Genomic DNA, 5937 nt, shown 5'->3' with positions numbered 1-5937 from the left:
CGGGGCGGGCGGGGCGGGCGGTGTCGCTGGCAGCAGCGGCAGCTCTGGCAGCACCGGCGGCACGGGTACACTATGGGCTGGCGGATATGGCGGTAACGGCGGTACTGGAGGTAGTGGTGGCACTGGTGGCAACGGTGGCCACGGTGGTCACGGCGGTGACGGTGCATATGGCGTAGATGTCATTGATTCTACCCTGACCAACTCCGGTAACATTTATGGCGGTGCGGGCGGTAATGGCGGCAGTGACGGTAGTGGCGGTTTTATTATCAGTGGTGGTGATGGTGGTAACGGTGGCGCTGCTGTCAGCCTTGATCATTCTGTTTTTACCAACTCCGGCACGATCGTCGGCGGCATTGGCGGTAGCGCCGGTGGTGTTACCGGTAGTGGCGGTAACGGCGGCGTTGGCATTTCGGCCCTCGGTACCTCAACCATTACTAACAGCGGTTCCATCGCTGGGGGCGCCCACGGCACCAGCCTCATCAGCGGCCCCCAGGCCAACGCCATCAATCTATCCGGCGGCGGTAATACGCTGATCCTCGAGGCCGGTTGGTCAATCAGTGGTAGGGTCGTCAGCAGCAGCGGCACCACCAATGGCGGCGATACCCTCGTACTGGGGGGAACCGGGAACAGCAGCTTTAACGTCGACAACCTTGGCTCCGGCCAGCAATACCAGGGTTTTCAAACGTTGGATATGACCGGTAGCGGTACCTGGACCGTGACGGGGAGCAACACCAGCAGCCTGGGCTGGAACCTGAAGGGTGGGACGCTGTTGATCTCTTCCACCTTCCCGAGTTTTGAAGAGTCTGTCTTCGCGATAGATCCCTACACTACCGAAAACGGTTTTGCTCTCCTTGTCACCTACTCCACCGGCAGCGAGTTGGGCGACTCCACAATCAACTTCGACGGCGGCACCTTGCGCACGGCAAGAGCGACCATGCTGAATCAGAACATGATTCTTGCTGGTAACAATAATTTCGATAACGGTGGCAACAGCAATATCCTGTCTGGCGTTATCAGTGGTATGGGGGGCATGAACTTTGCCGGGACCGGCCACACGACGCTGACCGGCGCCAACACCTATGCGGGCGGCACCACAATTTCTGCTGGCACCTTGGTGATCGGCCATGGCGGCACTGCCGGCTCTATTACTGGCGATGTCACCAACAATGCGGCCCTGTTCTTCAATCGTTCGGATGCCTTGAGCTTTGCGGGCGAGATCAGTGGCTCTGGATCGTTGACTCAGCAAGGCGCTGGCACTCTGACGCTGACCGGCAGCAACAGCTACACTGGCGGTACCACGATCTCTGATGGCACCTTGCAGATTGGTGATGGCGGGGTGAGCGGTTCAATTGACGGTAACGTCACTAACAGCGGGGCCCTGATCTTCAACCGTTCGGATGATCTGGACTTTGTGGACGAGATCAGTGGTTCTGGTTCGTTGACCCAACAAGGTGGTGGCATCCTGACGCTGACCGGTAGCAACAGCTACACTGGAAGTACCACCATCTCTGGCGGCACCTTGCAGATTGGTGATGGCGGGGTGAACGGTTCGATTGACGGTAATGTCACTAACAATGGGGCGCTAATCTTTAACCGCTCGGATGCCTTGAGTTTTGCGGGTGAAATCAGCGGTTCTGGATCATTGATCCAGCAGGGAGTTGGGACTCTCACGCTGGTCGGTGCCAATACCTACAGTGGTGACACCATCATTTCTGCGGGTAAGCTTCTCGTCAACGGCAGCATCGCAGGGAATACCTTCGTCAACAGTGGCGCCATCCTGGGTGGCTCCGGCACAGTGGGCAACCTTGTTGTCAACAGTGGCGGTATACTGTCACCGGGCAACAGTCCTGGCCTCCTGAACATTACCGGCGACCTCACATTGAGCCCGGGCAGCACTACCGTCATGGAAATTGACGGCCCCACACCGGTACCCAGTATGACCAGATCAACGTCAGTGGCACCGCAACGCTGGATGGCACGCTCGACCTGCAGTTCAGCCATGCGCCAATTGCTGGTACTAAATACAATCTAATCAATGCAGGCAGCCTGGTACTGGCGGGCGATCCGCAGAACGGCTTCAATCCCATTATCGACAATATCAGCAACAATCTCGGTGCCAGCCTGCAGCTCACCCCAGTGATTACGGGTACTGAGTACGGCATGCTGATCGAACAGCTGAGCTTTGAAGCGGTAGTCAGTGACCTACTGACGCCGAACCAGCAGAGCCTTGCGCTCAACCTCGACAGTTTCGCTACCTCGGTTCAGGCTGTAGACCTCTTCGATGCGCTCAATATGCTTCCTGCGGAACAGCTACCTGACGCCTACGGAAGCCTCTCTGGGGAGCAGCATACCCACACCCTGCCACAAGTGGCGCGTGCGTCCCATCAGTTCACTCGGATCATTGGCGAGCAGTTGACCAAGCCGAGCCGGACTGTTTGGCTGCGAGGAATAAGCGGATTGGGTGACATCGATAGCGATGGCAAAGCATCGAAGGCAAAGCATAAAAGCCATGGCGTGGTGCTGGGTTACGATAGTGAAATGCAGGATGGTCTACTGGCCGGGGTGGCTTTCGGCTACACCTACAGCAATGTCGACATGCACGCGGGTGGCACTGGTATCGACAGTTACCAGTTGGCCGCCTATAGCCGCAAGCAGTGGACCGATAACTATCTCAATACCATCTTTGGCATAGGTCACCACAATGTCAACAGTACACGAGAGGTGCAGTTCACTGGTTTCTCCGGTGCTGCAAAGGCCGAATACAACATCGATGCGCTTGGCTTGTCGCTTGAAGTGGGCAGGCATTACACCTTGTCCGATAACCAACGGGTGACACCGTATGCTGGATTGGAGTACGGTCATTATCGCCAGAATGGCTTTACCGAAACCGGTGCTGTTGATGCCAATCTGACCTATGGTAACGACCGCATGAATTCGCTGCGCTCGGTATTAGGGGCACGTATGAGCAGCGAGCTAAAAAGTTCCGGTGGTATGCAGTTCGACACCACGCTGGGCCTGTCCTGGGTACATGAACACCTGTATCGCGAGGCTTCACTCAACCCAGCCTTTGCTGTGAGTGGCGACGTTCCGTTCAATATCAAGGGGCCAGCCACGGATCGCAACCGTGCGCGGACCCTGCTGGGTGTTAGTGCACACTTGAGCAAGTATTCGCAGCTGGATCTGGAGTACCGTGGAGAATTTGCCGACTCCGACCGACAGCACGCCATCGCTGCGACCTTCCGGATGATGTGGTGACTCATCCTGCAAACTAAGCCTATACCTCGCAGTGTGTGGCTACAGGCACACTTAGCGCCTCGCCATCGACTGGTTGAAAATAAACGCCCTGTCAAGTACTTCTCGACCCGAGAATTCAATAGCTATATTATTATCGATGGCGCGGTATTATTCATTTGGGCGAACGCTTCGTAACTCACAAGCAAACGAACACGCCGCTATCTACCTGATAGATCAGACAGTAGGTGTGTTATGGCTCAAGAACTCGTCATGAACCTATTCAATCATCATGTTTTTTCTTCAACGGATATTGATGAAATTCGTCATGTGCTGGGAAAACAGTTCACGCCACATGAGTTAAACATCACGAAAAAAAGAGCCCGCCTGAATTCTTCTGTTTGCAGCTGCGCCGTTAACAGACTTGGATTATCGTCGTTCTCATACGGCGAGGGTGCACCGATAGAAGCTGCAGTAAAAGAAGACCAATGTTCCGAGGTTATTTCACTTAATTTTCTAACTTCAGGTTCCGGTAGATTACAGCAACATGGCGAATCCAGTGATATTTCAGCGAATCAGGGACTGGTCATTAACATGGATAGGCCCTACAAGCTGGATCTGCAGGGGTATGCTGGTGATGCACTGATATTTAGCCATGATGCACTTCGGCAACATGCTCGCGGCTTATTTGGAGAAAAGGCAGGAGATATTAATTTTCAACTGGCCAAAAACGTTGATCTTGCCAAGCCCGCCGGTCTCGCACTAAAGAATGCCATGACTTACGCAATGAGCGAAATGAATGGACCGCTTGGGGTCTTGAGGAACCCCATCAGCCTTGTCAACCTTGAAAATTATCTGCTGACGCAATTTATTACCCTGCATCCGAATAGCTTTGCGGATATTGCCGAATCAGCTTCAAATCCCGTGGTCATGCCTCGTAATCTCAAGCGTGCGCGAGATTATATTCATGCCCATGCTCATGAAAAAATCACTCTGGAAGAGTTGGCGACTTATGCGGGCTGCAGCTACCGATCACTTCAAAACATCTTCGGCAAGGTATTAGGCACGTCACCCATGGAGTACCTCAGGAGTGTTCGCCTGGAGGGAATTCGGAACGAACTGCTCAATGCAGGTGACAAACAAAGAACGGTGACAGAAATAGCTAACCAGTGGGGATTTGTTCATATGGGACGGCTGGCCTGTATGTACAGGAAGCAGTTTGGTGAATTGCCATCAGATACATTGAAACAAAGAAATTCATACCCTCATAGATCATCTGGAACTAGTCGACTAGGTAGGATCTGACAGTTTATTTGTACAGAAATGAGTAGCCTGGACAAGTATGTTGTAGGAGCCCGGTCCCCGGGCGAAAGGGTTCGCGGTTTGTTGTAGGAGCCCGGTCCCCGGGCGAATCAACTCTTTTCAGACAAACAACACACCATCCTGTTTGGCGGCTTCGCACAGACAGCTGCTGGGTTCCTTTAGCAACAGGGTTATATTCTTTTGATTAGCCGTTTCTGATTCCGTAAGCCTTTCGAGAACCCATCTTACATATCCATTTTGCGCACCTTTATCCACATCACGCACATATCCACTTCCTCTTTATGATTGAGTGTTGAACTCAACTCTGTATCGCGTATTTAATAGCTGAGATTTAAATTCAGGACATGTTATTTAACAAGGTTTTATTTCATACCGGTTTTATTTCTGAATTTTTTCGGTGATTTTTTTCTGTGTTTTCAGCACGAACAGCAGCCTCGCGCCTGAATGTTCGGTTGTGCTTACGAGCGGTATACCTCCTGCTATTTGAGCGTGATCTTCGAACCACTTTCACGTCAGTTGGGTTTTATACGGATAAAGTAAATACGGTCTGATTAGAAATATCAATGCCAAAAACGCCAAGTATTATTGCGGGTAAAATAAGAATGAACAAAGTATACCGACTAATAAAGAACCGCGTATCTGGTGTTGTCCAGGTTGCACCCGAAATTGCACGTTCACATGGCAAGGGTCGGAGCCTCGTTAAGAGTGCGGCACTGGCCGCTACACTCGCCTGCGCCGCCCCAACAGCCTGGGCGGTGACAACACTTGTCAACTCATCGGGCACAGACGGCACCGATGGAACGGTTGGAAGCACTGGATCTGTAGGCACGGATACCATCCCGACCGGTGGCAACGGTAGCAGCGGTGGTGACGGCACCAATGGTGGTCTTGGCTACCAGTTCCCAGACGCCGATGCATACTTGTTAAACGGTACCATTCGCGGCGGTTATGGCGGTACCGGCGGTCAGGGTGGTGCTGGTGGTATCGGCTACAACTCTAGCGTCACTGGCAGTAATGGCAGCGCAGGCAGCGATGGTATCAGAGGTACCGATGGCGGTATCAACTGTATTAACTTTGATGTTTTTAGCGGTAACTGTCTCTATGGTAACGGTATCGATGGCACCGATGGTACTGATGGTGGAGTAGGTGGCAATGGTGGAGCGGGTGATGCAGGGGGTGCCGGTGGCTTGGGCAGTAGCGGTGGCGATGGCGGTGACGGCAATATAGCTGTGTCTGGAACAGGGTTCACCCTGACCATTAACATTTCTGGCACGATTGTGGGTGGTGACGGCGGTTTCGGCGGCGCGGGCGGTATGGGAGGTACGGGCGGCAAGGGTGGCGACGGCGGCAGCGGTGGTGATGGCGGTAGTGGTGGCAGGGGTG

4 protein-coding genes are annotated in these 5937 nt (G+C 53.4%); all 4 read left to right on the top strand.

Annotation, left to right across the window (positions count from 1 at the left end; all coding sequences use genetic code 11):
- On the top strand, window positions 1-2032 hold a 2032-nt coding region (locus LH51_RS19285), incomplete at its 5' end, for an autotransporter-associated beta strand repeat-containing protein (protein WP_200881970.1).
- A gap of 128 nt (window positions 2033-2160) precedes the next feature.
- Complete coding sequence (locus LH51_RS11045; RefSeq protein ID WP_144244255.1) at window positions 2161-3255, top strand: autotransporter outer membrane beta-barrel domain-containing protein; 1095 nt, start codon at window positions 2161-2163, stop codon at window positions 3253-3255.
- A gap of 231 nt (window positions 3256-3486) precedes the next feature.
- Window positions 3487-4536 (top strand): helix-turn-helix domain-containing protein, encoded by a 1050-nt coding sequence (locus LH51_RS11040; RefSeq protein ID WP_036522228.1) that lies wholly within the window; start codon window positions 3487-3489, stop codon window positions 4534-4536.
- A 620-nt stretch (window positions 4537-5156) separates the two neighbouring features.
- On the top strand, window positions 5157-5937 hold a 781-nt coding region (locus LH51_RS20535), incomplete at its 3' end, for an ESPR domain-containing protein (RefSeq protein WP_200881969.1).

Source organism: Nitrincola sp. A-D6 (assembly GCF_000764495.1).
Taxonomy (GTDB): domain Bacteria; phylum Pseudomonadota; class Gammaproteobacteria; order Pseudomonadales; family Balneatricaceae; genus Nitrincola.
Note: the sequence above shows the minus strand (reverse complement) of the source record. Positions and strands in the feature narration are given on the sequence as shown.